Annotated in this window: 22 protein-coding genes; 15 read left to right on the forward strand and 7 right to left on the reverse strand. The window is 73.8% G+C overall.

What is annotated here, in order from left to right; all coding sequences use genetic code 11:
* Positions 1-6: 6 nt before the first annotated feature.
* The 5 genes from pheA (at position 7) to HC251_RS09720 (ending at position 4,454) form a co-directional block, all read left to right on the forward strand.
* Positions 7-852, forward strand: coding sequence for a prephenate dehydratase (pheA, locus tag HC251_RS09700; RefSeq protein WP_219945091.1), 846 nt, complete (start codon positions 7-9; stop codon positions 850-852).
* Positions 837-1,874 (forward strand): prephenate dehydrogenase/arogenate dehydrogenase family protein, encoded by a 1,038-nt coding sequence (locus HC251_RS09705; protein ID WP_219945092.1) that lies wholly within the window; start codon positions 837-839, stop codon positions 1,872-1,874. Before pheA ends, HC251_RS09705 begins: the two co-directional genes overlap by 16 nt.
* Positions 1,871-2,998, forward strand: coding sequence for an aminotransferase class I/II-fold pyridoxal phosphate-dependent enzyme (locus HC251_RS09710; protein WP_219945093.1), 1,128 nt, complete (start codon positions 1,871-1,873; stop codon positions 2,996-2,998). Before HC251_RS09705 ends, HC251_RS09710 begins: the two co-directional genes overlap by 4 nt.
* A gap of 112 nt (positions 2,999-3,110) precedes the next feature.
* Positions 3,111-3,782 carry a PPC domain-containing protein gene (locus HC251_RS09715; RefSeq protein ID WP_219945094.1) on the forward strand — a complete coding sequence of 224 codons (672 nt, stop codon included), beginning with the start codon at positions 3,111-3,113 and terminating at the stop codon, positions 3,780-3,782.
* Positions 3,783-4,454: a hypothetical protein gene (locus HC251_RS09720; RefSeq protein ID WP_219945095.1), complete on the forward strand. Its 672-nt coding sequence runs from the start codon at positions 3,783-3,785 to the stop codon at positions 4,452-4,454.
* 7 nt (positions 4,455-4,461) lie between these two features.
* On the opposite strand, the gene HC251_RS09725 is transcribed toward HC251_RS09720, so the two are convergent.
* Positions 4,462-5,529 carry a DapH/DapD/GlmU-related protein gene (locus HC251_RS09725; RefSeq protein WP_370651291.1) on the reverse strand — a complete coding sequence of 356 codons (1,068 nt, stop codon included), beginning with the start codon at positions 5,527-5,529 and terminating at the stop codon, positions 4,462-4,464.
* 43 nt (positions 5,530-5,572) lie between these two features.
* Here HC251_RS09725 and dapE point away from each other — a divergent pair, with 43 nt between their 5' ends.
* On the forward strand, positions 5,573-6,631 hold the full coding sequence (gene dapE / locus HC251_RS09730) for a succinyl-diaminopimelate desuccinylase (protein ID WP_219945096.1): 1,059 nt from the start codon (positions 5,573-5,575) through the stop codon (positions 6,629-6,631).
* A 58-nt stretch (positions 6,632-6,689) separates the two neighbouring features.
* On the opposite strand, the gene HC251_RS09735 is transcribed toward dapE, so the two are convergent.
* Positions 6,690-7,739: a S8 family serine peptidase gene (locus HC251_RS09735; RefSeq protein ID WP_219945097.1), complete on the reverse strand. Its 1,050-nt coding sequence runs from the start codon at positions 7,737-7,739 to the stop codon at positions 6,690-6,692.
* Between the two features lie 33 nt (positions 7,740-7,772).
* Positions 7,773-8,408 carry a transcriptional repressor LexA gene (gene lexA, locus HC251_RS09740; RefSeq protein ID WP_219945098.1) on the reverse strand — a complete coding sequence of 212 codons (636 nt, stop codon included), beginning with the start codon at positions 8,406-8,408 and terminating at the stop codon, positions 7,773-7,775.
* A gap of 299 nt (positions 8,409-8,707) precedes the next feature.
* Between lexA and HC251_RS09745 the strand changes: the two genes are divergently transcribed.
* Complete coding sequence (locus HC251_RS09745) at positions 8,708-9,121, forward strand: hypothetical protein (RefSeq protein ID WP_219945099.1); 414 nt, start codon at positions 8,708-8,710, stop codon at positions 9,119-9,121.
* Positions 9,122-9,180: 59 nt separating this feature from the next.
* Positions 9,181-9,642, forward strand: a complete 462-nt coding sequence (nrdR, locus tag HC251_RS09750) for a transcriptional regulator NrdR (protein ID WP_219945100.1) — start codon at positions 9,181-9,183, stop codon at positions 9,640-9,642.
* Between the two features lie 6 nt (positions 9,643-9,648).
* Here the strand turns inward: nrdR and HC251_RS09755 are convergent, their stop codons facing one another.
* A complete protein-coding gene (locus HC251_RS09755; protein WP_219945101.1) occupies positions 9,649-10,413 on the reverse strand; it encodes a dihydrofolate reductase family protein in 765 nt (254 codons plus the stop codon).
* A 75-nt stretch (positions 10,414-10,488) separates the two neighbouring features.
* Between HC251_RS09755 and HC251_RS09760 the strand changes: the two genes are divergently transcribed.
* Positions 10,489-12,804 carry a molybdopterin-dependent oxidoreductase gene (locus HC251_RS09760; RefSeq protein WP_219945102.1) on the forward strand — a complete coding sequence of 772 codons (2,316 nt, stop codon included), beginning with the start codon at positions 10,489-10,491 and terminating at the stop codon, positions 12,802-12,804.
* Between the two features lie 234 nt (positions 12,805-13,038).
* Here the strand turns inward: HC251_RS09760 and HC251_RS09765 are convergent, their stop codons facing one another.
* Positions 13,039-13,548, reverse strand: coding sequence for a MarR family winged helix-turn-helix transcriptional regulator (locus HC251_RS09765; RefSeq protein WP_219945103.1), 510 nt, complete (start codon positions 13,546-13,548; stop codon positions 13,039-13,041).
* 150 nt (positions 13,549-13,698) lie between these two features.
* On the opposite strand from HC251_RS09765, the gene HC251_RS09770 reads away from it, so the two are divergent.
* From HC251_RS09770 to HC251_RS09785, 4 genes are all read left to right on the forward strand, one after another.
* Complete coding sequence (locus HC251_RS09770) at positions 13,699-14,286, forward strand: YceI family protein (RefSeq protein ID WP_219945104.1); 588 nt, start codon at positions 13,699-13,701, stop codon at positions 14,284-14,286.
* Between the two features lie 534 nt (positions 14,287-14,820).
* Positions 14,821-17,718, forward strand: coding sequence for a vitamin B12-dependent ribonucleotide reductase (locus tag HC251_RS09775; protein WP_219945105.1), 2,898 nt, complete (start codon positions 14,821-14,823; stop codon positions 17,716-17,718).
* Positions 17,719-18,008: 290 nt separating this feature from the next.
* The gene (locus HC251_RS09780; protein WP_219945106.1) at positions 18,009-18,920 is read left to right on the forward strand and encodes a hypothetical protein; all 912 of its coding nucleotides are present in this window, start codon (positions 18,009-18,011) and stop codon (positions 18,918-18,920) included.
* Between the two features lie 315 nt (positions 18,921-19,235).
* Positions 19,236-20,210, forward strand: a complete 975-nt coding sequence (locus HC251_RS09785) for a hypothetical protein (protein WP_219945107.1) — start codon at positions 19,236-19,238, stop codon at positions 20,208-20,210.
* A gap of 159 nt (positions 20,211-20,369) precedes the next feature.
* On the opposite strand, the gene HC251_RS09790 is transcribed toward HC251_RS09785, so the two are convergent.
* Positions 20,370-21,923 (reverse strand): carboxylesterase/lipase family protein, encoded by a 1,554-nt coding sequence (locus tag HC251_RS09790; RefSeq protein ID WP_219945108.1) that lies wholly within the window; start codon positions 21,921-21,923, stop codon positions 20,370-20,372.
* A 78-nt stretch (positions 21,924-22,001) separates the two neighbouring features.
* On the opposite strand from HC251_RS09790, the gene HC251_RS09795 reads away from it, so the two are divergent.
* Positions 22,002-22,736 (forward strand): IclR family transcriptional regulator, encoded by a 735-nt coding sequence (locus HC251_RS09795; protein WP_219945109.1) that lies wholly within the window; start codon positions 22,002-22,004, stop codon positions 22,734-22,736.
* A 54-nt stretch (positions 22,737-22,790) separates the two neighbouring features.
* The gene (locus HC251_RS09800; protein ID WP_219945110.1) at positions 22,791-24,338 is read left to right on the forward strand and encodes a carboxylesterase/lipase family protein; all 1,548 of its coding nucleotides are present in this window, start codon (positions 22,791-22,793) and stop codon (positions 24,336-24,338) included.
* 248 nt (positions 24,339-24,586) lie between these two features.
* Here the strand turns inward: HC251_RS09800 and HC251_RS09805 are convergent, their stop codons facing one another.
* Positions 24,587-26,269: an ABC transporter substrate-binding protein gene (locus HC251_RS09805; protein ID WP_219945111.1), complete on the reverse strand. Its 1,683-nt coding sequence runs from the start codon at positions 26,267-26,269 to the stop codon at positions 24,587-24,589.
* Positions 26,270-26,358 lie beyond the last annotated feature (89 nt).

Genomic DNA, 26,358 nt, shown 5'->3' on the forward strand with positions numbered 1-26,358 from the left:
GTCGCCGTGAGCCCGCGCCCGGTCGTCGAGTTCCTCGGTCCCGAGGGCACCTTCGCCCACGCCGCCACCGACCTGCTCCGCACGGCCCCGGCCACCGCCGAGCTGGTGCCCCGCCCCACCGTGCAGGAGATCGTCCACGACGTCGAGGCCGGCCGCTGCCTGATGGGCCTCGTCCCCATCGAGAACTCGGTGGAGGGCGGGGTCACCGGCACGATCGACGTGATCGTCTTCGAGACCGACCAGGTCCTCATCCGGGAGGAGGTCGCCGTCCCGGTGACGTTCACGGCGTTCCGGCGGGGCGGCGACGACACCCCGCCCACCACCGTGCTCAGCCACCCCGTCGGCCTGGCCCAGACCACCCGGTGGTGGGGGAGCCGCGGCCTGGAGGCCCGACCCACCTCGTCGACCAGCGAGGCCTGCCGCCTGGTCGCCACCTCGACCGAGCCCGGCCAGGTGGCGGTCGCCTCGGCCAAGGCCGGCGCCCTGGCCGGGTTGGAGGTGGTCGCCGACGGCGTCGAGGACCACCCCGGCGCCCAGACCCGGTTCGCCCTGGTGGCCCGGTCCGAGGCCGACCCCACGGGCGACGACCGCACCACCATCGTGGTCACGCCGCCGGAGTCCGAGGTGCCGCGCGTCCTGCTGCGCATCCTCGAGCCCATCTCCCACCGGGACATCAACCTGTCGAACATCGTGAGCCGCCCGCTGCGCCGGGGCCTCGGGGTCTACTGCTTCGTCCTGACCCTCGACCGCCACGCGTCGGACCCGGCCGTGGCCGAGGCCCTCGCCGACCTGCGCCGGCTGGGGTGCACGGTGAAGGGCCTGGGCTCGTACCCGGCATGGAGGTCACCGTGACCATCGAGGTCCCGAGCGTCGGGATCGTCGGCCTCGGCCTCATCGGCGGGTCGCTGGCCCGGGCCCTCCGCGACGCCGGTGGGCGAGTGGTGGCCACCACCCGGTCGACCGAGGCGCAGGAGGGGGCGCGCACCCTCGGCGTCGAGGTGGTCGACGACGTGGCCGCCCTCGTCTCGAGCGGCGTCGAGGTGGTCGTCGCCGCGACCGCCCTCGCCCACCTGCCGACGACGATCCTCGAGATCGGCGCGGCCACGGCCGGTCGCGGGCCCGCCGCCCCGACCGTCACCGACGTGGGCTCGGTGAAGGCGCCCATCGCCGCCGTGGGCGCCGACCTGCCGGACCCGTCGATCCTGGTGCCCGGGCACCCCATGGCCGGGACCGAGCGCTCGGGCTGGGAGGCCGGCTCCGGCACCTTGTTCGAGGGTCGGACCTGGGCCCTGGCCCTCGACCCGCCGGTGGACCTGGGGCGCTGGGCCGACGTGGCCCGCGTCGCCCTCGCCGTGGGCGCCACGATCGTCCCCGTGTCCGCCGCCGAGCACGACCGCACCGTGGCCCTCGTGAGCCACCTCCCGTACGCCCTGGCCGCCGTGGGCGCCGGCCTGGTCGACGACCACGCCGAGCCCGCCCTGGCCCGGGCCCTGGCCGCCGGGTCGTTCCGGGACCTGACGCGGGTCGCCGGCGGCCACCCGACCCTGGGCGCGGAGATGGCGTCGGGCAACGCCGACGCCCTCGCCCCGGTCCTCCGCACCGTGGGAAGGCGCCTGGTCGCCCTGGCCGAGGCCCTCGACGCCGGCGACGACGAGGTGGTGGCGGCGCTCTTCGCCGCCGGCCGCCGGGCGCGCGAGCACCACGACGCCACCGCCCGCGACCGGCGCACGACGGGCACGGCCACGCTCGACCGCGAGGGCCTGCTGGGGCTGGGGCGGATCGGCGGCCGGATCTCCGAGATCCGCCGGGTCGGGCCCGACGGCGTCGACGCCACCTTCAGCACCCCGGCCCGGGTCGCCGGGGCGGCGCCGTGAGCGAGGGCCGCGGGTTCGCCCCGCCGCCGTTGGTGTGGGAGACGCTGGGCGAGATCCAGGCCACCGCCGCCTCGTTCCCCGGTGGGGCCATCGACCTCACCATCGGCACCCCGATCGACGACCCGCCGGCCTTCGTCGCCGAGATCCTGGCCCGGTCCACCGCCAGCCGCGGCTACCCGCCGTCGATCGGCTCGGTCGCCCTCCGCACGGCGGCGGCGGGGTGGATCGGCCGGCGCTTCGGCGTCGAGGTCACCCCCGACCAGGTCGGGGCGACCATCGGGTCCAAGGAGCTCGTCGCCGGGCTGCCGCACTGGCTGCGGCTCCGCCACGACGACGCCCGCCGCGACACCGTCCTCCACCCCGCGGTGGCCTACCCGACCTACGCCATGGGGGCCCGGCTCGCCGGCTGCCGGGCGGTGGCCGTGCCCCCCACTGCCACGGGTGCCCTCGACCTCGACGCCATCGACCCCGCCGACGCGGCGCGAGCGCTGTGCCTGTGGTCCAACAGCCCGGGCAACCCCACCGGTGCGCTGGACGACCTCGAGGCGGCCGCCGCGTGGGGGCGGGCGCGGGGCGTCCCCGTCCTCTCCGACGAGTGCTACGCCGAGCTCACCTGGGACGGTCCGCCGCGGACGATCCTGGAGAGCGGCAGCGAGGGCGTCCTCGCCGTGCACTCCCTCTCGAAGCGGTCGAACCTGGCCGGTCTGCGGGTGGGCTTCTACGCCGGCGATCCCGACCTCGTCGCCTACCTGGGCCAGCTGCGCAAGCACGCCGGGTTCATGGTGCCCGGTCCCGTGCAGGAGGTGGCCGCCGCCGCCCTCGACGACGACGACCACGCCGCCGCCCAGCGGGCGACCTACCGCCGTCGGCTCGACGCGGTCGTCGCCGCCCTCGCCACCGCCGGCCTCCCGACCCCGTCGCCGGGCGGGGCGTTCTACCTGTGGGTGCCGGCCCCCGACGGCGACGGGGCCGGCCTGGCGCGCCGCCTGGCCCAGGATGCAGGGGTCCTGGCCACCCCCGGGGCGACCTACGGGTCCCGCGGCGCGGGCTTCGTCCGTCTCGCCCTCGTCGTCACCGACGACCGCGTGGCCGAGCTGTGCCGCCGCCTGGTGGCGACGGGCTGACCCACCGGGGCCGGGTCCCCCGCCCCCGGCGGCCCCGCCGACCAGGTCCGGCGGTGCATGATGGGCCGACCCCGGGGCGATGCGTCGTCCCCCCACGTCGCACGGAGGACCCATGAGCGCCACCCTCGAGAAGCCGAAGCCCGGGTTGGCGCTGGCGCTCCTCCTCCCCCTGGCGATCTGGATCGCCTTCTCGGTGGTCGCCGTCGTCCTCTTCGTCATGGGGTTCCAACGGGCCGAGGACGTGGCCGACGACCTCGCTCGCGTCCCGGCGGGGCAGGCGACGGAGGTCGACCTCAGCTCCGCCGGCGACTACCGGATCTGGCTCGATCGGCCGGGCGCCGGCGACGAGTTCGGGCTCAGCGCCACGGCCACCATCGTCGGCCCCGACGGCGAGTCGGTCCCGGCCCGCGACTACGTCGGCAGCGTCGAGTACAACGACCTCTCCGCCGTCCTCACCTTCGAGGCGCCCCAGGAGGGGACCTACACCTTCACCGTCACCGAGACGGGCTTCTCGGAGTCGACCAGCGACACCCAGTTCGCCATCGGCAAGGGGAACCCGTTCGCCGAGGTCGGCAAGGGAGCCGCCCTCATGGTGATCGTGGGCAGCATCGGCTTCGTCATCGCCCTCATCGTCATGATCGTCCTCCTGGTGAGGCGGGGCCGGTCCAAGCGGCGCATCACCCAGGCCGCCTTCGCGTCCGGCGCCTACGGGCCACCGGGCGGGTACCCCCAGCCCGGCGGGTACCCCCAGCAGGGGGGCTACCCGCCTCCCGGCTCCTGGTAGGTGATCGCCCCCGGCCCCCCGGTGGTCCGGCCCCGGGGATGGTGGTACCTCGTCCCGGTCGCCCTCGCCCTCCTCGCCGTCGTCGGGGGGATCGTCGCCGTCCAGCGGGGCTTCCGCGACGCCGAGCAGACGGCGCGCGACGCCAGCGCCGCCGCCCCCGGCACCGACCAGCCCCTGACCATCCCGGAGCCGGCCTCCTACACCGTGGCCTACTTCGGCCCGATCATCGTCCGCAGCACCCAGGACCAGGCCCGGCTGGCCGAGGACCTGCAGCTGCGCATCGTCCCCGCCGATGGCGGTGCTCCGCTCGAGCTCCGTCCCTACGACGGGCTCAACGATCTGACCGAGGACGGTGAGCAGTACGTGCCCCTGCTGACGGTGCGCTTCGACACCGCCGGGGAGTACGTGCTGCGGTCGTCGGCGACGTCGGGGATCGATCCCGAGCGGGCCGGGGTGGTGGTGTCCGAGAGCCCCTACCGGAAGCTGCGCAGCGGGGCCGAGCGCGGGGTGGTCCTGCTCGTCGTGGGCATCTTCCTGGCGGTCCTCGTCGCCGTCATCCTGGGGCGCACCCGGGGGCGGTCGCGGGCCGCGATCCGCGCCAGCGCGCCCCCGCCGGCGCCGTGGCCTCCTCCCGGGCCGTGGGGCCCGGCGGGGTGGCCGCCGGCGCGCTGATCAGCGATCAGTTGGCGTGGAGGTCGGCGTTGAGCGCTCCCCACCGGCCCTTGCGGTCCCGGACCTCCACCACGCCGGTCTCGGAGTTGCGGATGAACATGATGCCGGGCCGGCCCGACAGCTCCCGGGCCTTGACCACGTCGCCGTTCGGGAGGGTGACGCGGGTCCCGGCGGTGACGTAGAGGCCGGCCTCGACCACGCTGCCGTCGCCGAGGGAGATCCCGATGCCGGCGTTGGCGCCCAGCAGAGCCCCCTCGCCGATCGAGTTCACCTCGGTGCCGCCGCCCGACAGGGTGCCCTGGATCGACGCCCCGCCCCCGACGTCGGAGTCGGCCCCGACGACGACCCCGGCGGAGATGCGCCCCTCGATCATCGTGGGACCGAGGGTCCCGGCGTTGTAGTTCACGAAGCCCTCGTGCATCACCACCGTCCCGTCGGCCAGGTGGGCGCCGAGGCGCACCCGGCTGGTGTCGGCGATGCGCACCCCCGAGGGCACGACGTAGTCGGTCATCCGGGGGAACTTGTCGACGCCCCAGACCTCGATGCGCTCCCCCCGGGCCCGGAGGGCGACGCGGTCGGCCTCGAAGTCGTCCGGGTCGGCGGGGCCGTGGTCGGTCCACGTCACCGTGTTGAGGAGGCGGAAGATGCCATCGAGGGCCAGCTGGTGGGGACGGGCCCGCCGCGACGAGAGGAGGTGGAGGCGCAGGTAGACGTCGTGGGCGTCGGTCGGGGCGGCGGTGAGGTCGGGGACCACGGTGACCACGGCGACGCGACGCGTCGGGAGCCCCCCACCCGGCGCGTCGAGGGCGTCGGCCAGACCCAGGACGAGGGCCTTGACGTCGGGCTTGCGCAGCTTGGCCGCCCCCCGGCGCAGGGCGTCGGCGTCGACGACCGTGGTGCCCGTCGCGCCCGTCGCCCCCGCGGCGGCGAGCACCGACGGCGTCGGGTCGGCCTCGCGGTCCACCGAGAGGACCGGGTACCAGGTGTCGAGCACCTTGGTGCCGTCGCCCTTGGTGGACAAGGTGGCGAGGCCGATGCCACGGGCCGTGCGGGGAGCCTTCGAGGGGGTCACGATCCGGAGGATAGAGGTGACCGCGGAGGGCTCCTAGCCTGCGGGGGTGACCGACCTCCTGGCCCTCACCGCCGAGCTGGTGGACGTCCCGTCGGAGAGCTTCGCCGAGGGCGCGCTCGTGGGGTGGCTCGAGACCGAGCTGCGATCGGTCGACGGCCTGGAGGTGACCCGGGTCGGCGACAACCTGGTGGCGCGGACCACGCTGGGCCGAGACCAGCGGGTGGTGTTGGCCGGCCACACCGACACGGTGCCCGAGGCCGAGGGCAACGGGGTGGCCCGCATCGAGGGGGACACGCTGTGGGGCCTGGGTGCGGCCGACATGAAGAGCGGGCTGGCCGTCATGCTCGACCTGGCCCGGACGGTGCCCGAGCCGGCGGTCGACGTCACCTACGTCTTCTACGCCCGCGAAGAGGTGGCGGCCGAGCACAGCGGCCTGGCCGAGCTGGTCCGCGAGCGACCCGACCTGCTGGCCGGCGACCTCGCCATCCTGGGTGAGGGCACCCGTGCCGGCGTCGAGGCCGGCTGCCAGGGCACCCTCCGCGTCGAGGTCCGCCTCGCCGGTGTCCGCTCCCACTCCGCCCGGCCCTGGATGGGCCGCAACGCCATCCACCGGCTCGGCCCGCTCCTCGACGCCGTGGCCGCCGTGCCCGAGCGGCGACCGGTGCTCGCCGGCTGCGAGTTCCGGGAGGCGCTCCAGGCGGTCAAGGTCGAGGGGGGAGTGGCCGGCAACGTGGTGCCGGACCTGGCCGTGCTGACGCTCAACCACCGCTTCGCCCCTGATCGCAGCATCGAGGAGGCGGTCGCCCACGTCCGCTCCGTCGTCGATCCGTTCCTCGAGGACGGTGACGGCTTCGAGGTCGTCGACGCCGCCCCGGCTGCGGCCCCCGCCGTGGAGCACCCCCTCCTGGCGCGCATCATCGCCGACCACGGTCTCGAGGTGCGGTCCAAGCTGGGCTGGACCGACGTCGCCCGCTTCGCCGCCCTCGGCGTGCCGGCGGTCAACATCGGACCCGGCGACCCGACGCTCGCCCACACGGTGGACGAGCGGGTCGAGCGGGCGCCGCTCGAGGCCTGCCACGCCGCGCTGGCCGCCCTGATCGGCTGACCTCCCGGACGACCCGACGCGTCGCCTCGGAGCTGATCGGTCGCGCCGCGGGGCCCGGTCAGCTGGGGGCGAGGGCGGCGGGGATGTCGAGCAGGCCGGAGCCGAAGCGGTCGTCGACGCCGTCGACGCCGAGGTCGACGGCCGTGGCGAGGAGCCGCTCGACCGCCTCGGGGCCGGACAGCCCGGTGGCCAGCAGGAGGGCCACGGCGCCGCTGACGTGGGGGGCCGCCATCGACGTGCCGACCAGGCAGCCGGTGGCGTCGGCCGAGCCGCCGGGGACGGGGAGGTCCGAGCGCACGGCGCGGTCGCCGTCGCACCCATCTCCCGTCGCGGCCCGCTCGGCCCCGCCGGGGGCGGCGAGGGCGGCCGCAGCCCCGCCCACCCCGCGGGCGTAGGGGGCGCCGTCGCCCTCGTGGTCGACGGCGGTGACGACCACCGCCCGGTCCGGGGCGGGGTCGGACCCGGCCGCACCGCTCGGGCCGGCGGCCACGACCACCACACCCGCGGCAGTGGCGTCGTCGACGGCGGCGTCCAGCACGCCGGTGGTGTCGGCCACGGCGCCGATCGACAGGTTGACCACGTCGGCGCCACGGCCCACCGCCCAGCGGATCCCGGCGGCGACGTCCTCGGCCCGGCCCGTCGCCCCGCACGGGCGGCGACCGCACCGGACGGGGACGAGGGCGCGCACGCTGAGCAGGTCGGCGTCGGGCGCCACGCCCGCGACCCCGCGCCCGTTGGCTGCGGTGGCCACGGCGATGCCGGCCACGTGGGTGCCGTGGCCGTCGGCGTCGGTGTCACCCCCGGGGCCGCACCGGCCCGGGTCCCCGTCGGCTCCGACGCAGTCGGCCGCACCGACCAGCCGGTCGCGCAGGTCGGGGTGGCGGGAGTCGACCCCGCTGTCGATGACGGCCACCACCACGCCCTCCCCGGTGGTCGTGGCCCACGCCTCGGGCGCCCCGACCAGGGCCAGGTTCCACTGCTCGTCGGGCTGGCGCGCCGGGTCGGGCCCGGCGTCGTCGCCGCCCAGGGCCCCGGTCACCGCCAGGGCGGCGAGGGCCACGAACGCCCCGGCCACGCCGGCCACGACCAGCCCCCGTCCCCGACCCATCGGGCCAGTGTGGCCCGTCGCCGGCGACGGCGGTCAGACGCGGCGCATGACGGTGACGACCTTGCCGAAGACGGCGACGTCCTCGGGGTCGAACACCATGTCCTCGTAGCGCTCGTTGGCCGGGCGCAGGACGATCTTGGACCCCTTGCGGAGGAAGGTCTTGACCGTCGCCTCCTCGCCGGGGATGCCGGCCACGACGATGTCGCCGCGCTCGGCGTCGGGCTGGGAGCGGGCGACCACGTAGTCGCCGTCGAGGATGCCGGCGTCGATCATCGACTCGCCCCGGACCCGCAGCATGAACAGGTCGCCGTCGCCGGTGAGCTCCTCGGGGACCGGCATCGACTCGGTGATGTTCTCGGCCGCCAGCACGTCGGTGCCGGCGGCGACGTCGCCGACGATGGGGACGTGGCGGACGTGGCCCCGCTCGACGACGCCGCCCGACATGGCGTCGTAGCGGACCTCGATGGCGCGGGGCTTGCTGGGGTCGCGGCGCAGGTAGCCCCGCTTCTGGAGCGTGTTGAGGTGGTTGTGCACCGTGGAGGGGGAGGTGAGGCCCACGGCCTGGCCGATCTCGCGCACCGACGGCGGGTAGCCGCGGTCCCGCATGGCGGTCTCGATGCAGTCGAGGATCTGGCGCTGCCGGGTGGTGAGGGGCGGGGTCGTGGCCATGGGATCTCCTGCGGATCGGGCGGGCGGGTCGTCTGCGGGTGCTTCCGGTACCCGTTCCCCGAGGCGAACGGATGTGCGCACGGTAGCACGACGGAGGCCCCGCGGGCGGACACCTGTTCCGCGGACAGGCGTTCGCCTCGGGGGTTGACGCGGAACGCCTGTTCGGGGCATCGTGCCGGGGAACGGGCGTTCCCGCCCGGCCCGCCCGGCTTCACTGTCACACGTCCTCCGACCCCACCCACCGCCCTGACGGCGACGCCTCCGGCTTCACTGTCACACCCCCTGAGGATGATCACCCCATGGCCGCAGTCCTCGCTCCCACCCCGTCGCCCCGCCCCACCCCCGGGGGCCGGGCCCCGGGCCGCCCGCAGCTCCGCCTCATCCCCGGCGGACGGTCACCCCAGGCCCTGGCGGCCACCTACCGCCGGCGCCGCGTCGTGGCCCTGCTGGTCCTCGTCACGGTCGTGGTGCTCGTGGTCGAGCTGGCCCGGGCCCTGAGCGGGCTCGCCGCCGCCTGGTCCGCCCCGCAGCCGGCGCCCATCGACGGGCCGACGGTGGTGGTGGAGGCCGATGCCGGCGACACGCTGTGGACGCTGGCCCGCCAGGTCCACCCCACCGGCGACGTCCGCCCGGTGGTCGAGGCCATGGTGGCCGACCGGGGCACGGCCGACCTCGAGGTGGGCGAGCCCGTCGCCGTCCCGGTCGACGGCTGAGCGATCCCCGGCGGCCGGGCCGAAGGGGGCGGCTGGGCCCGCATCGGTATCCTCGCGACGTGCGCTGCCCGGACTGCTCTGCCGTCGACGACAAGGTCGTCGACTCGCGCGCATCCGACGACGGCACCGCCATCCGCCGCCGCCGGGAGTGCCTGACCTGCGGCCACCGCTTCACGACCTTCGAGCGGGTCGACGAGGCCCCGCTGGTGGTGGTGAAGACCACCGGCCAGCGCCAGCCCTTCGACCGGGACAAGGTCGTCGCCGGGGTCCTGGCCGCGGCCAAGAACCGGCCCGTGACCCCCGAGCAGGTCGACGCCCTCGCCACCGGGGTCGAGGACAGCCTGCGCCGGCGGGGCGGGGAGGTCGAGTCGACCCGCATCGGCGTCGCCGTGCTCGAGCGGCTGCGCGACCTCGACGAGGTCGCCTACCTGCGCTTCGCCAGCGTCTACAAGGACTTCACCGGCGTCGACGACTTCGCCGACGAGGTGCGCCTGCTCCTCAAGGAGACCCGCCCGGTCTGACGGCGCTCAGGCCTCGGAGCGGTCGCGCAGGAGGCGCCAGAACAGGGCGCCGTCGTGCTCGAGCAGGTGGGCCGGGCACCAGGCCCGCGCCGCGCCGGGGCCGGCGCCCACGACGATGCGGGGGGCCAGCCCGCCCACCACCATCGGGTCGAGGGTGAGGCACAGCTCGTCGACCAGGTCGGCGGCGACCATCGTCCCGTTCAGCGTCGGACCGCCCTCGAGCACGACCACCCGGTGGCCCCGACGGTGGAGCTCGGCGAGCAGCGCGCTTGGGTCGACACCGCCTCCGGGTCCGGCGGCGGCCTCGACCAGCTCGGCCCGTGACGCCAGGACGGCCCGCCGGTCGGCCGGGGCGGCGGGCGGGTGGATCAGGAGGGGACGGTCCGCCGCCGGGCCCGGGGCGAGCAGGGGGAGGTCGGGGTCCAGGGAGAGCCGTCCCGACACCACGGCCAGCTGGGGCTGGGACGCCTGACCGCGGCCGTGGCGCCGGGCCACGACGTCGTCGGGGAGCCGGACCGGGCCGTAGCGCTCGGCGGCGACCGTGCCCGCGCCGACCACGACGGCGTCGGCGACGGCCCGCACGGCGGCGAACACCTCGCTGTCGCCGGGGCCACCGATGGCGCCCGACCGGCCCTCGACGGCGGCGGCCCCGTCGGCGGTCGAGGCCATGAGGGCGACGACCCACGGCCGCCCGTCGTGGGCGGGTCGGTCCACCGCGTAGGCGGCGGCGACGTCGACCTCGTCCCGGGGCTCGGGGAGCAGCTGGCGCATCGGCGGCGACGCTACGCCGGTCGATGACCTCCGAGGTCGTGGGCGGGGAGGGACGGGGGCTGGCACGATGGCGGGATGGCAGTCGTCGATCCCGTCCGACCCGACCTGGAGAGCGAGGCCGCCGTCGCCGGCGGCCCGGCCACCCGCACCGCGTTCCGCACCTGCCCGCTGTGCGAGGCGGGCTGCGGGTTGGAGATCACCGTCGTCCGCGACGACGACGGGGCCGAGCGGGTCACCCGCATCCGGGGCGACCGCGACGATGTGTTCAGCCACGGGTTCATCTGCCCGAAGGGGTCCACCCTCCGCCAGCTGCACGACGACCCCGACCGCCTGCGGGGGCCGGTGGTCAAGCGCGACGGCGAGTTCGTCGAGGTGGGGTGGGACGAGGCCTTCGCCGAGGTGGAGCGGGTCCTGGGCGGGGCGATCGAGGCCCACGGGCGCACGGCCGTCGGCGCCTACGTGGGCAACCCCAACGCCCACAACCTCGGCGCCCTGCTGTTCCTGAAGCCCGTCCTCCGCGCCCTCGGGTCGCCCAACGTGTTCTCGGCCAGCACCGTCGACCAGCGGCCCAAGGAGATCTCGTCGGGGCTGATGTTCGGTGCTCCGCTCACCGTCCCGGTGCCCGACATCGACCGCACCGACCACCTCCTGCTCCTCGGGGCCAACCCCCTCGAGTCCAACGGCAGCCTGGCGACCGCGCCCGACTGGCCCGGGCGGCTCGAGGCGATCCGGGCCCGGGGCGGGCGGGTCGTGGTCGTCGACCCGCGGCGGACGAAGACCGCAGCGATGGCCGACGAGTGGGTCGCCATCCGGCCCGGCACCGACGCCCTGCTGCTGGCGGCCATGGCGGCGACGCTGGTGGAGGAGGGGCTGGTCGACGTGGGCCCCCTGGCCGACCACCTGGCGGGGCTGGAGGAGGCCTGCGCCGCCCTCGCCCCGTTCACCGCCGAGGCGGTGGCGGCCAGCACCGGCGTCGCGGCCGACGAGATCCGTCGCCTGGCCCGCGACCTGGCCGCCGCGCCGAGCGCCGCGGTGTACGGCCGCATGGGCACGACCACCGCCGAGTTCGGCACGGTGGCGTCCTGGCTGGTCGACGTGCTCAACACGCTGACGGGCAACCTCGACCGCCCCGGCGGCGCCATGTTCACCCGACCCGCCGCCGGCTCCCCGACCACCCGCGGTGCGCCAGGCGTCGGGCGCGGCCTGCGGCTCGGGTCCCGCCACAGCCGGGTCCGGGGGCTGGCCGAGTCGCTGGGCGAGCTGCCCGTCTCGTGCCTGGCCGAGGAGATCGACACCCCCGGCGAGGGCCAGATCCGGGCCCTGGTCACCATCGCCGGCAACCCGGTGTGCTCCACGCCCAACAGCGAGCGCCTCGACGCCGCCCTCGACGGCCTCGACGCCATGGTCAGCGTCGACATCTACATCAACGAGACCACGCGCCACGCCGATGTCATCCTCCCCGTGCCCAGCGCCCTGGAGAAGCCGCACTACGACCTGGCCCTCCTGCAGCTGGCCATCCGCAACGTGGCCAACTGGAGCGAGCCGATCCTCCGGCGCGACGAGGGCACGCCCGACGAGTGGGAGGTGCTCTCCCGCCTGGCCCTGGTGCTCCAGGGGATGGCGGCGACCGCCGACCCGGCGGTGGTGGAGGGCCTGGTGCTCGACGCCCTGCTCGCCGGCGCCGTCGGCGACGAGCACGGCCCCGTCCACGGCCGCGACCCGGCCGAGCTGAAGGCCGCCCTGGGCGACGAGCCCGGGCCGGCCCGCATCCTCGACCTCATGCTCCGGGTCGGTCCCTACGGCGACGCCTTCGGCGACCGTCCCGACGGGCTCACCCTCGAGCGGCTCCGGGAGGCGCCCCACGGCATCGACCTCGGCCCGCTGGCGCCCCGCCTGCCCGAGGTCCTGCGGACCCCGAGCGGCAAGGTCGAGCTGGCGCCCGACGTCGTCCTCGCCGACCTGCCCCGCCTGGCCGAGGCCCTGGCCCGCCCCGTCGACGAGACCGACCTCCGGCTGGTCGGCCGGCGCGACGTCCGGTCCAACAACTCGTGGATGCACAACGTCGAGGTGCTGGTGAAGGGCAAGGCCCGCTGCACCCTGCACGTCCACCCCGACGATGCCGACCGGCTCGGCCTGGTCGACGGGGCCGAGGCCACCGTCACCAGCCGGGTGGGCGCGGTGACCGCCCCGGTCCAGGTCACCGATGCCATCCGGCCCGGGGTCGTCAGCCTCCCGCACGGCTGGGGCCACGACCGTCCCGGGGTCCAGATGGGCGTCGCCGGCCGCCACGCCGGGGTCAACAGCAACGTGCTGACCGACGACGCCGTGGTCGACGCCGTGTCGGGCAACGCCGTCCTCAACGGCATCCCCGTCGAGGTCGCCCCGGCCTAGGGGCGAGTCACCGAGCGCGAGGCATACCACCCTCTGGCCCGACCACCCAGGTCCCTCCGCGACCAGCGCCGGCCCGGCGCAGCCGCTGGGGGCGCGGGGGTCTCCCCCGCAGAGGCGAGCGTGGCGGCGAGGGACGAGCCGTCCGTCGCCGGGAGGACCTTCAGCGCCGAGCGCAGCGAGGCACCGTCAGCTCGAAGGAACGGAGAGAGCGCCAGCGAACGAGTGACTGAGATCTCACGCCCCGGCCTCGGCGCCGGGGCGGACCACGGCCCGGACGGCGCGGAGGGCGGAGGTCAGCTCCTCGAGCTGGGTGGGGGAGAGGGCGCTGGTGTACCAGCGGTCGATCAGCTCGACGTGGCCCGGCATGATCGACAGCAGGAGCTCGAGCCCGGCGGGGGTCAGCACCGCGAACGAGCCGCGCCCGTCGCTCGGGCAGGCCTGACGGGTCAGCAGCTGTCGGCCCTCGAGGCGGTCGACGAGCCGGGTGAGCCCGCTGGAGGAGAGGTTCGACTGTGTGGCCAGGTCGCTCATGCGGAGGCGGGTGTCGTCGCTCCGGCTGAGGCGGAGGAGGACCTCGAACTCCGAGAGGGACACGCCGGCCGAGGCGATCTGGGCGGCGAGGCGGCTCTCGAGCCCGGTGGCCACCTCGAACAGCAGACCGGCGGCGGTGAGCCGGGGGTCGTCGAGGGCGGCTGCCCGGGGATCGGTCGTGGCGGCGGGGGAGGGGGTGGCGAGGTCGGCCATGGCGGCGGGCTCCTGGCGGCGGCAGTCGGGCCCTGCGGGCCCCGTGCGGGGGTCGAGGGGGGGACGACCACCATGGTAGTTGCGTGCGCAACAAAAGCGGCGTATAGTTGCGGCTGCAACCAAATCCGCCCGATCCCCCGAGGAGCTCCCATGAGCGACATCAGCACCACCGCCATCCCCACCCGCGACTTCCACGGCCTGCAGATCCCCGAGGCCGGCACCTACGCCGTCGACACCAGCCACTCCGAGCTCACCTTCTCGGTGCGGCACATGATGGTGTCGAAGGTCCGGGGTCGCTTCGGCGATGTCGAGGGCACCGTCACCATCGCCGAGGACCCGCTGCAGAGCTCGGTCGAGGTCACCATCGCCGCCGCCTCGGTCGACACCGGCACCCCCGACCGCGACGCCCACCTCACCAGCCCCGACTTCTTCGACGTCGAGGCCTACCCCCACATCACGTTCCGCTCGACCGGCATCTCCGACGTCAAGGGCGACACCTTCACGCTGGCCGGTGACCTCACCGTCAAGGACGTGACCCGACCGGTGAGCTTCACCGTCACCTACAACGGTGCCGGCAAGAACCCGTGGGGCCAGGTCGTCGCCGGCTTCGAGGGTCGGATCGAGATCGACCGCGAGGACTTCGGCCTGACCTGGAACCAGGCCCTCGAGACCGGCGGCGTGCTCGTCGGCAAGGTGGCCACCATCGACATCGCCGTGGAGATCGGCGCCGCCGGCTGATCGTCCGGCGACCGCTCTGACCGACCGCCACCGCCTCTCGGCGGTCGGCTGCCCGAGGGGGCCGGGGCTGCGGCCCCGGCCCCCTCGTCGCGCCCGGTCGTCCCCAGGCCTGTGGATGGATCGGGGGACATCCACCGCGAGATCCCCCGGAATCCACAGCCTGTTCCCCTTCCGTTCCACAAGCAGTCGTCCGTAGGGTGCTGCTCTGTCGACGGGGCCGCGGCGCCTCTCGGAATAGTGAGGGTGTGGGTGTCCCCGGAGGTCCGGGGGCAGCGACCATGGGGGTGCGGGCGAGCCTCGCGTGCGGGAGATTTCGCGAGCGCCCCCTGACCTGGGACTACGCGCCGCGGCCTCCGTTGACAGCCCTGTAACTACACTGATGTAATGATCAGCCACGCCACATCTTGTGGTCCGGGCCCCCGGTCGGGGGTTCGAGGCACAAGAGGTTGTGGCCAGATGCGGGAGGCATGGCGGCCGCCCGGCTCGACCTCCCTGGCGGACGCCCCCGCCGAACCCTGACCCAGGAGACCCTCCATGGCCATCGCCCCCGAGCAGACCGGCATCGGCATCCGTCGCCACTTCACCCGCGCCGGGGTGCACCCCTACGACGAGGTCACCTGGGAGGAGCGCGACTCGCGCATCACCAACTGGGCCGACGGCACCGTCGCCTTCGAGCAGCTGGGCGTGGAGTTCCCGACCTCCTGGTCGATGAACGCGACCAACATCGTCGCCCAGAAGTACTTCCGGGGCACCCTGGGCACGCCCGAGCGCGAGCGCTCGCTCAAGCAGGTCATCGACCGGGTGGCCGACACCATCACGACGTGGGGCATCGAGGGCGGCTACTTCGCCGACGACGACGAGGCCGAGGCCTACCGAGCCGAGCTCAAGCACCTCCTCGTCACCCAGAAGGCGGCGTTCAACTCGCCGGTCTGGTTCAACATCGGGGTCAAGGGCGTGCCCCAGCAGGCCAGCGCCTGCTTCATCCTCTCGGTCGACGACGCCATGGACTCGATCCTGAACTGGTACCGGGAGGAGGGCGTGATCTTCAAGGGCGGGTCGGGCTCGGGGATCAACCTGTCCCGCATCCGCTCCTCCAAGGAGCACCTCAAGGGCGGCGGCACCGCCTCGGGGCCGGTCAGCTTCATGCGGGGCGCCGACGCCTCGGCCGGCACCATCAAGAGCGGGGGCAAGACCCGGCGCGCCGCCAAGATGGTCATCCTCGACGTGTCGCACCCCGACATCGAGGAGTTCATCTGGTGCAAGCAGCACGAGGAGCTCAAGATGCGGGTCCTCGAGGAGGCCGGCTTCGAGATGGGCCTCGACGGACGGGACCGGCCCTCGATCCAGTACCAGAACGCCAACAACTCGGTCCGGGTCACCGACGAGTTCATGCAGGCCGTCGTCGACGACGCCGACTGGGACCTCACCGCCGTCACCACCGGCGAGGTCATCAAGACCGTCCGGGCCCGTGACCTGATGCGCCAGATCTCCCAGGCCGCCTGGGAGTGCGCCGACCCGGGCATGCAGTTCGACACCACCATCAACCGCTGGCACACCGCGGCCAACACCGGCCGCATCAACGGGTCCAACCCGTGCAGCGAGTACATGCACATCGACGATTCGGCCTGCAACCTGGCCTCGATCAACCTGCTCAAGTTCCTGGGCGACGACGGCACCTTCGACGTCGACGGGTTCAAGCAGGCCTGCGCGGTGATGTTCACCGGCCAGGAGATCCTCGTGGGCCGGGCCGACTACCCGACGGAGTCGATCGGCGAGAACAGCCGCAAGTTCCGCCAGCTGGGCCTGGGCTACGCCAACCTCGGTGCCCTCCTGATGGCCACCGGCGCCGCCTACGACTCCGAGGCGGGCCGGGCCTGGGCCGCCGCGATCACCGCCCTGATGACCGGCCACGCCTACGAGATCTCGGCCCGCACCGCCGCCCGCATGGGCCCCTTCGCCGGCTACGCCGAGAACTCCGAGCACATGCTCAAGGTGCTCGACATGCACCGCACCGCCGCCGCCTCGATCGACGAGGAGCTGGTGCCGTCGGAGATCCTCGGCGCCGCCCAGCAGAGCTGGGACGAGGCCTGCGAGCTGGCCGCCCAGTTCGGCGTGCGCAACTCCCAGGCCTCGGTTCTGGCCCCCACCGGCACCATCGGGCTGATGATGGACTGCGACACCACCGGCATCGAGCCCGACCTGGGCCTGGCCAAGACCAAGACCCTCCACGGCGGCGGCACCATGTCGATCGTCAACCAGACGGTGCCCCGCGCCCTGCGGAACCTGGGCTACTCGCCCGACGAGATCGACGCCATCGTCGCCCACATCGACACCGAGAAGACGATCCTGGGCGCCCCCGCCCTCAAGGCCGAGCACCTCCCGGTGTTCGCCTGCTCGATGGGCGACAACCCGATCCACTACCTCGGGCACGTCTCGATGATGGCTGCGGTCCAGCCCTTCATCTCCGGCGCCATCTCCAAGACCGTGAACATGCCCACCGAGGTGTCGGTCGAGGAGGTCGAGCAGCTCCACATCGACGCCTGGAAGATGGGCGTGAAGGCCATCGCCATCTACCGCGACGGCTGCAAGGTGGCCCAGCCGCTCAACATGACCAAGAAGGACGTCGTCGCCGAGATCGTCGCCGAGGGCGACGGCGAGTCGCCCACGGTGGTCGAGCGGGTCGTGGAGAAGGTCGTCACCGTCAAGGAGCCGGTGCGCAAGAAGCTGCCCCGGACCCGCACGTCGAAGACCTTCGAGTTCCGGGTCGCCGACTGCAAGGGCTTCGTCAGCGTCGGCGAGTACGAGGACGGCCGCCCCGGCGAGATCTTCGTCCGCATCTCCAAGCAGGGCTCGACCCTCGCCGGCATCATGGACGCCTTCGCCGTGTCCATCAGCTACGGCCTCCAGTACGGCGTGCCGCTGCGGGCCTACGTCGAGACCTTCACCAACACCCGGTTCGAGCCGGCGGGCATGACCGACGACCCCGACATCCGGATCGCCTCGTCGCTGCTCGACTACATGTTCCGGCGGCTGGCGGTGGACTACCTCTCCTTCGAGGAGCGGGCCGAGCTCGGCATCCTCACCGTGTCGGAGCGGACCCAGCCCACGCTGCCCGGTGTCATGGAGACGGTCACCGAGACCAGCCAGGGATCCGACATCCCGGCCGACCCCAAGTCGGTGCCGTCGGCCTCGGCCCTGGCCCAGGAGCTGGAGGACGCCACCGACCAGACCAGCGCCGGCAGCCAGCCCAGCCTGCTCGAGCGGGCCGGTGTCCTCGACGCCGAGTCCACCCCGGCGGCCGAGGTGCCCCAGGCCCGTCCCGAGCCCCGCCAGTCGGACGCCCCCTACTGCATGCAGTGCGGTGTCCAGATGATCCGGGCCGGCTCCTGCCACGCCTGCCCCAGCTGCGGGAGCACCAGCGGCTGCAGCTGATGAGAAATCGCGTCAGATGTCCCTGGATTTCGCGTGAGATGTCCGCCGATCTCGCGTGACATGTCCGGGGATTTCGCGCCCGGGACATCGACGCTCATCCATCTGGCGGGGCCCGGCGCGACTGCGCCGGGCCCCGTCCCGTTGCGCCCAGGTCCGGCGGCGACACGGTGGAGGCCATGCCAAACCCGGACACTGATGGGCCCGCCCCCGAGGGGCACGGGAGCACGCTGATCGACGGCGTGGCCCCGGGCGCCGGGGACGATGGGGTGCGGCGCTGGCACGATGGGTTGGTGACTTCGAAGGTCCGCATCGCTGTCTTGGCTGCCGTCGTGGTCGTCGCTGCGGCGGTCGTCAGCATCGCTGTCGTCGCCAGCAACGGCGAGCAGAGCCGTGACACGTCCGGGCGGCCGGGCTCATCCCTCGGCGACGGCTTCACGGTGGTCGAGGGGACGACGCTCATCGGGGACCCGATCCCCATCGGGACCTCAGTCGCGCAGAGCGGCACAGAGGTCATCGACGAGGGGTGGACGGCGAGCTTGGTCATCGACGGCGGCGACCCGATGGAGATCCTCGACACCTACCTGCGTCAGGCGGAGGCGACCGGGCTGGTCGGCGAGACCGGGCCCGGGTGTGCTCTGGACCAGGACGTGACGATCTGCTCGATGTTCGCCCGGGCTCCGGAGCCCGACCAGCCGCACAGCTTCACGGCTCGAGTCGTCCGGGGCTTGCGGGAGGACGTGCTGTCGAACCACGTGGTCCTGCGCTTCGCAACCACGTACCTCTACTGGCAGTACATCCCGACTCCCGCTGGCGGCCGAGTGTCCGAGGTCCCTGCGGCCCCTTCCGAGCGGCCGCTCGCCGAGGTCGGCGACGGGCTCGGGACGGCCGGCGAGCTTCAGCACGAGATCGTCGTGCAGGAGGGCAGCCGGTTGGCCGGCCCTCCGCACCTCAACCTGGACGATGGCACCGGAGGGGTCGAGGTGGTCCTCGAGGTGACCGGCGATCCTCGGCAGGTCCTGGACCTCTACCTCGGCCACCTGGGCGAGCGCGCCGGGCACTCCGACCCCGCCGTGCAGGAGATCGGCGCCGCTGTCGTCACGACGGCCTTCGCAGGCGGCGGTGGCGGCGACGGCTTCGAGCTCACCCTGGTGGAACGGGAGGGGCGGCCGACGTGGCTCGCCATCTCCGCCTCGCACGACTGACGACGAAGAGGCCGACGATGCCTGGTGTGTGACCCACGACACCACGATGTCCGTGCCGCGATTCCCACGGACATTTCTCGCGATTTCACAGCAGCTGAGAAATCGCGTCAGATGTCCCTGGATCTCGCGTGAGATGTCCGCCGATCTCGCGTGACATGTCCCGGGATCTCGCGTCCGGGACATCGACGCTCATCCATCTGAGGGGCCCGGCGCATCAGCGCCGGGCCCCGGCCCGTTGCGCCCGGGTCCGGCGGCGACACCATGCGGACCATGGCAACCCCGGACGACCAGATGCCGTCCTGGCACGATGGGTTGGTGACGTCAAAGGCCGGCATCGCTGTCCTGGCGGCCGTCGTGGTCGTCGCGGCGGCCGTCGTCAGCGTGGTTGTCGTCGCCGGAGACGGCGGTGGGCAGCGCGACACCACGTCCGCGCCGCCGCCGACCACCGAGGCATCGGGACCGGTCGTGATCGAGTCCGCAGCCGGGCCGCCGGGGACCTCCCTCGGCGACGGCTTCACGCTGGTCGAGGGCACGACCCTCATCGGGGATCCGATCCCCATCGGGGTGGAAGTGGTGCAGAGCGGCACGCCGATCGTCGACGAGGGGTGGACGGCGAGCTCGGTCGTCGACGGCGGGGACCCGTTGGCGATCCTCGACGCCTACCTGCGACAGGCGGAGGCGACGGGGCTGGTCCGGGAGTCCGGGCCGGGATGCGTCCTGGACCAAGAGGTCACGATCTGCTCGGTGTTCGCCCGAACGCCGGAGCCCGCATCGCCGCGCAGCTTCACGGCTCAGGTCGTCCGGGGCATGCGGGACGATGTGCTCTCCGACCACGTGGTCCTGCGCTTCTCGACCACCGACCTCCACTGGCAGTACGGCCTGATGGCGGCCGGTGGTGACGGGCCGAGTGTCTCGGCGGCCCCGACGACGTGGCCACCGTTGCCGGTGCCTGGGGAGGGGATGGGGACTGCGGGGGAGCTGGGCTACGACCTCCCGGTCCAGGAGGGCAGCCGGTTGGCCGGGCCTCCGCACCTCGACCTCGAAGACGCCACCGGGGGGATCGTGGCCCTCCTCGAGGTCACCGCTGAGCCTCGGACGGTCCTCGACGCCTACCTCGATCGCCTGGCCGACGTCAACGCGGACGTCTCCGACCCCGAGATGCGGGAGATCGGCGATGCTGCCGTGACCACCGCCTTCGCCGGCTGGGCCGGGGGCGATGCGTTCGCCCTCACCCTGGTCGAGCGGGAGGGCCGGCCGACGTGGCTCGCCATCTCCGCCTCGCACGACTGACGACCGGCATCAGACCAGCACCGCGGTGTGACCCGCGACACCACGATGTCCGTGCCGCAATTCCCACGGACATTTCTCGCGATTGCACAGCAGCTGATGTGAACGATCACGGGATGTCCTCGGGGTTCGGGCCCCGAGGATGTCCCGGGCGGTCGAAGATCACGCCGGGGCGGACCCTCGACGCCGTGATCGGGCCTGCTGCGACTCGTACCGCTCGATGACGGCCCTCTCGTCGGGGAACGGGTCGTCGATCACCACGGGCGGGACGTCGAGGTGCAGGACGCTCCTCCGTTCGAGGTCGTAGGGCCGCCACTCCGGGATCGTCTCGTTGCCCGGGTCGCCGGTGCGGGCGAAGGCCAGCCACGTGTGGCTCATCACCTCGGCCATGGCCCGGGTCTGGTCCGACGGCGGTCCGACGATGTGCGGCGCGTGCTCGACGTTGGCGAACACGAAGGGCAGGTCGAGGTTGTGCGGCGAGACCAGGCGGCCGCCGTCGACCGGTGTCCGCCACATCACGCGGTACGACCACACCGGCGCGCCCCCGGCCTGCCGGGCCTTCGCCTCGGTCTGCAGCTGGGCGTCGCGCCAGTAGGTGCGGGCCGTGGCGATGGTGAAGAACACCTCGGGCGCCGAGGCATCGGGGCGGGACCGGCGGACGATGGCCGTAAGCCGGTCGACGTCATCGGCGTCGACGTAGGGGGCCAGGCGCGCGGGGAGGTCGGCTTCGTCGATGGCGAACGTCGTGGGGTCGAGCATCCCGAGCTGCAGCGAGAGCTCGGTCCGGCACGTCCCGATCATCATCGGGACGGCCGACGCCGTGGGCGGTGCGTCGGGCGCCCACGGGTCACGGTCGAACACGACGTCGTCGACGACCGGGCCGAAGCGCCCCCGCACGGAGCGGGCGGCGCGCAGGACGTCGCGCCAGGGCAGCTCCTGGAGCCGTCGCCACTGCCGGGGGGGAAGGTCGAGCTGGGCGAGCAGCTGCTCGGCCCGCTCGTGGGCTCGCGCCCGGCTCGTCAGCCGCAGCTGCGACCCGCTCTGCACGATGCCGCGGTGGAACAGCCCGGCGGCGGCGGGCGCGGCGGCGGCCAGGCTCACCTTCCGGCCGCCGCCGGACTGGCCGAAGATGGTGACGTTCCCGGGGTCGCCGCCGAAGCACTCGATGTTCTCCCGCACCCAGCGGAGGGCGGCGACGACGTCGAGGAAGCCGGCGTTGCCCGAACCGGCCACGTCGGGATCGTCGACCAGGTCCGCCAGGTGGAGGTGGCCGAGCACGCCGAGGCGGTGGTTGATGGTGACGACCACGACGTCGCCGGCCCGGCAGAGGTTGACGCCGTCGTAGAGCAGCACCGAGCCGGTGCCGGCCTCGAACCCGCCACCGTGCAGCCACACCATGACCGGTCGGCGGGCGGCATCGGGTGAGGGCGTCCAGACGTTGAGCACCAGGCAGTCCTCGCCGCGGGTGGGCCGGTTGCCCTCGAAGCCGCCATCGGCCAGGAAGGTCCGGGCCTGGGCCGCGGTCGCTCCGTACAGGCGGGCGTCGCGCACACCGGTCCACGGCGCAGGCGGCCGGGGCGGAAGGAAGCGGTTGGCTCCGTCGGTCGGGGCGCCGTAGGGCAGGCCCCGGAAGATGCTGACGCCGGAGGCGACCACCCCCTGCACGTCGCCGTCGACCGTGGTGACCACCGCCGACCTGGTCGACTCGTCCCTCAACCGATCCTCCATCCGTGCCTGGCGTGTCCGCTCCGTTCCGTCAGACAGAACGGTGTTCCGTCTGACAGACTACCGGTCGTGGAGACCGCGGTCGCCAAAGCCTTCGCGGTCCTCGAGGCGCTCAGCCGGGCCAGGGGGCCGGTGCGCCTGTCGGCGCTGGCCGCCGACCTCGGCCTGCAGAAGAGCACCGCGCACCGGGTGCTCGGCGAGCTCGTCGCTCTGGGGTACGTGACCCAGGACGAGGCGTCCGGCCTCTACCGGCCGACGCTACGCACCTGGGAGCTGGGAACCGCGGTGGTCGCCGACCTCCCCGTCAAGCAGGTCGCCGCCGGCGCCCTGCAGCAGCTCCACGCCCGGACGGGCGAGACCGTCAGCCTCGTGGTCCGCGACGGCGACGACGCCCTCTACCTCGACAAGCTCGTCTCGCCCCGGCCCCTGCGGTTCACCACGCGGGTCGGGAGCCGCCTCCCCCTGCCGTTCACCGCCGGCGGCACGGCGCTCCTGGCGGCGTCCCCCGACGGCGAGGCCGTCGTGGAGCGGATGGCCGCTCGCGACGACCTCGGCCACCGCCTCGACGTCGACCGTCTGCTCGCCGAGCTCGGGACGACCCGGGAGCGCGGCTACGCGATCGCGACCGGCCACCCCGGTCTCGTCGGCATCGCGGCCGCGGTGCTCGACCGAGACGACGAGCCGGTCGCTGCGCTGTCGGTCTCGGCCCCGTCGGACCGCCTGTCCGAGGCGGACCGGCCGGCGGTGGTCGAGGCCGTGCTGACCACGACCGCCCAGCTGGCCGAGGCCATCGGCCGGTTGTGAACGCACCGACCTGAGGGCCGAGGGCCCACCGACCCCGACCGAGAGGACCACCCGATGGACACCATCAACGAGCTCCGGAGAGACCCCGTGACCGTCGACGTCGTCACCACGGCGGGGACCGTGCGGGGCGTCACCCGCGGCGGCCACCTCGCCTTCGCCGGCATCCCGTACGCCGTCCCCCCGACCGGGCCGCGTCGCTTCCTGCCCCCGCAGCCGGTCGAGCCGTGGACGGGCGTCCGCGACGCCCTCGTCCCCGGACCGGTCGCGCCGCAGGACCCGCTCGTTCCGTTCCCGTTCCGGGCCGCCGGCGCCGAGAGCGAGGACTGCCTGACGCTCAACATCGCCACGCCCGGGCTCGACGACGAGCGCCGCCCGGTCCTGTTCTGGATCCACGGCGGCGGGCTGAGCCACGGCGCCGGGTCCCAGCCCGTCTACGCCGGCGGTCCGCTGGCCGAGCGGGGCGACATCGTCGTGGTCACCATCAACTACCGCCTCGGCGCGCTCGGGTACCTGTACCTGGGCGGCCACGGCGGCGACGAGTGGGGCGCAGCCACCCACGCCGGCCAGCTCGACCAGATCGAGGCCCTGCGTTGGGTCCACGACAACATCGCCGCCTTCGGCGGTGACCCCGACAACGTGACGATCTTCGGGCAGTCGGCCGGGGGAGTGGCGGTCCACACCCTGCTGGCCATGCCGGCGGCCCGTGGCCTCCTCGCCAAGGCGATCGTCCAGAGCGGCACCGCCATCGGCCTCGGCGGCCCGGACGCCGCGTCCGCGGTCACCGCCGCGTACCTCGGACGGCTGGGCGTCCCCGACGGCGACCGCGAGGCGTTGCTCGCCGTCGAGGTTGATGCCCTCCTGCGCGCCCAGGGCAGCCGGGGGGCGCTGCGGCCGGTCGTCGACGGCGACTCGCTCCCCCAGGCTCCGATGCCGGCGGTGCGTGACGGCGTCGCCCGTGACGTCCCCCTCATGGTCGGCACCGCCCGCGACGAGCACAAGCTGTACGTGGCCCCGGACCGGCCGACGCTCGACGACGCCACGTTGGAGCAGAGGGTCCGGGCCACGATCCCCCGCCGGGCCGCCGACCGGGCGGCCGAGGTGATCGAGGTCTACCGCACCTCCCGGGCCGAGCGCGGACTCCCTCACGACGGCAACGACGTCCTCGACGCGGTCATCACCGCCTCCCGCTTCCGCACTCCGGCCCTCCAGCTGGCCGAGGCCCAGCAGGCCCACCAGCCGGACACGTACGTGTACCAGGTGGACTGGGAGTCGCCGGCCCGCGGTGGCATCCTCGGGGCCTGCCACGGCATCGAGATCCCCTTCGTCTTCGGGACCCTCGGCCGCAACGGCGACGATCGCATGACCGGCTCGGGCCCGCAGGCCGAGGCGCTGGCTGCCCAGATGATGGACGCGTGGGTCGCCTTCGCCCGCACGGGCCGCCCCTGCCACCCCGGCATCGGCGACTGGCCGGCCTACGACCTGAGCTCCCGCTCGACGATGACGTTCGGCGCCGAGAGTGGCGTCGTCCACGCCCCCTTCGAGGCGGAGCGCCAGCTGTGGGCGTCGATGATCGCCGGACCCTCCGCCCGCCCATCGGTCTGACCCGGACCGGCGCACGTCCCTTCGACCCACCAGCACTCGACGAGGGACGAACGACCAGACGCACCGGTGGCGTGAGCGAGGTCACGCCGTCAGCGTTGGATGGACCTCGGATGGGCGTTCACAGCTGAGCCATCGCGTCGGATGTCACCGGGGCCTCGCGTGAGGTGCCCGCCGAGCTCGCGGCCATGCCCGGATTGTCGCGCCGCGAGCCCGCGACCCGGCTCGACGGTGATGGCCGGGACGAGGCCCTAGGCGTCGTCGCGCCAGAGGCCGAGGGTCGCGTGGCCGGTGGCCAGGCCGAGGGACGGGCGGGAACCGTCGGGGAGGTCCGGGGCGGTCTCGGGGCTGTAGCCGTGGACGTTCGGGGAGGAGGCCACCATCCAGGTCGTGTAGGTGAGCCAGATGCTGTAGGCCTGCTCGCCGAGCCGCCGGTTGAGGTCCTGGTAGATCCGATCCTGGGCCGCCGGGTCGGGCTCGGCCCGGCCTTCGTCGAGGAGCCGGTCGATCTCGGGATCGGCGATCCGGCTGAAGTTCACGGGCGACCCGCTCCTCAGCCACACGTACATCCCGTCGGGGTCGCCGCCCGGGTAGTTGCGGAACGCCATCAGGTCGTAGTCGCCGCTGATGGCGTTGTCGATCAGCGCGTCCTGCTGGACGACCTCGATGTCGATCTCGAAGCCGACCTCGGCCAGCGACTGCTGGATGAAGACGGCCAGCTCCTGGGTGCCGGCGGCCGGTGTCGCCTGGTACACGACCGGCCGCAGCGGGCTGACGTCGCTCTCGTACTCGGCGATCAGGCGGCGGGCCCCGTCGAGGTCGACCTCCAGCGGGAAGCCGGTGTCGTCCAGGTATCCAGGCGACTCGGGCGGATAGGGGCCGGTGGCGTCCTCGAAGCTGTCGTCGCCGTCCTGGAAGGTGTCCCGGAGCTGGTCCCGGTCGATGGCCAGGGCGATGGCCCGCCGCACCCGCACGTCGTCGAACGGCGGCTCGGACGTGTTGAGCTGGAGGAACCCGACCTCGGCGTTCGCCGCGCTGTCGGTGCTGGCCAGGGTGCCGTCCTCGGTGAGGTCCCGGATCTCGAGGATGTCCTCGGGCCCGGAGAAGTGGGCGGCGTCGAGATCGCCGGCCAGCAAGCCGTTCAGCCGCTGCTCGGCCTCCAGGACCGGCGTGAACACGATCTCGTCGAGGTACGGGTACGGCTCACCGTCGGGTGCGTCCTGCCAGTAGTCGGGGTTGCGCACCGCCCGGAACTCCCGGCCCTCCACCCAGTCCGTCGGGTCCTCCAGCACGAACGGCCCGGTACCGATCAGCCGGCGGTTGCAGCCCTCTGTGTCGTCCAGCTGGGCCTGGGCCATGATCCCGAAGCGGCCGCTGCCGTAGAGGTAGGCGTCGAAGGCGACCCAGGGAGTCTTCATGGTGACGACCACGTCGCGCGTCCCGGACACCTCGACGCTGTCGACGTTCTGCAGCACGAAGATGCCCAGCAGGGCGGAGCGGGCGTGCTCGCCCGGCGCCCCGCGGATGGCGTCGAGGTTGTTCTTGACCACCTCGGCCGTCAGGGGCGTGCCGTCGTGGAAGGTCACCCCGTCGCGGACCGTGATCGTCCACGTCGTGTAGGTCTCGTCGTGCTCGACCGCCTCGGCCAGGTAGGGGACGTAGGTGCCGTCCTCGGCCGGGACGGTGAGGGTGTCGTAGATCGAGCGGGCGACCATGATCCCCGAGATGGCGAGCTGCGACTCGGGCAGGCACCACCCGCCGCCGGTCTCGGCCTCCAGCGCGTAGGTCACCGAGCCGCCGCGCACCGGGTCGCCGGCCTCGTCGACCTCGGTGCTCCCGCCGCCGCCGTCGTCCCCCTTGCCGCTGCACCCAACGGTGAGCATCACCACCGCCAGGGCGGCGGTGACCAGCTGACGGGACAGGGACCTGCGCACGGTGCTCTCCTTCGCCCGAGCGGCCGGGCCCGGGCTGAGGAACAGTTTCGCCGATGCCGGTGCCTGACCTGCTTCGCTGCCTCCCAGGA

The organism is Iamia sp. SCSIO 61187 (assembly GCF_019443745.1).
GTDB lineage: Bacteria > Actinomycetota > Acidimicrobiia > Acidimicrobiales > Iamiaceae > Iamia.